The organism is Colwellia sp. BRX8-7 (assembly GCF_014077275.1).
GTDB lineage: Bacteria > Pseudomonadota > Gammaproteobacteria > Enterobacterales > Alteromonadaceae > Colwellia_A.
The window spans coordinates 1-483 of record NZ_JACGVP010000092.1 but is presented as its reverse complement, the minus strand read 5'-3'; the positions used below and the strand labels follow the sequence as shown (position 1 = coordinate 483).

The following is a 483-nucleotide window of genomic DNA, read 5'->3' as shown; positions in this document are numbered from 1 at the left end:
GGGCGTTAGCCGTACCGAGAATTGTGATGAAAATTATAGATTGGTTTTGGAAAGTATTAACATTAATTATTATTGGTCTTTTAATGCTGAACCCTGAGTTTATCGTTATGAGCGCTTTCATAGACGCTGTCGGTTTAGAAATGTTCTCACTATTAATCGAGGTGCAAATAATTTCAGTTGTAGGGTTTTACTTCCACAACTGGATCAAGCCGGTTTTGATGCCTTTTTATAATTACTTTAAAAAAATAGATCCATATTTCTTTATTCCTACCCGTCCTGTCATCAATGAGTTTCCATTAATTTTGTGTCATATTATTCCTGGATTTATTGTTTTGGCTGTTGGGGAATCATTAATCAGCACTGAAATAGATTTGGTGTAAAGCACGGCTAACAAGCCACTCAAGCAGGACTTTTAACAGTTGGTTAGGTTCCGCTTCGCTTCACATTTTAACCAACAATTAAAAGCCTCTTAGTGGGGCGTTA

Annotated in this window: 1 protein-coding gene; it reads left to right on the top strand. The window is 36.4% G+C overall.

The features are described from left to right. Positions 1–380, top strand: a 380-nt coding sequence (locus tag H4J57_RS19575; protein WP_220470343.1) for a hypothetical protein, incomplete at its 5' end; no start/stop codon positions are given. Between the last annotated feature and the right edge of the window lie 103 nt (positions 381–483).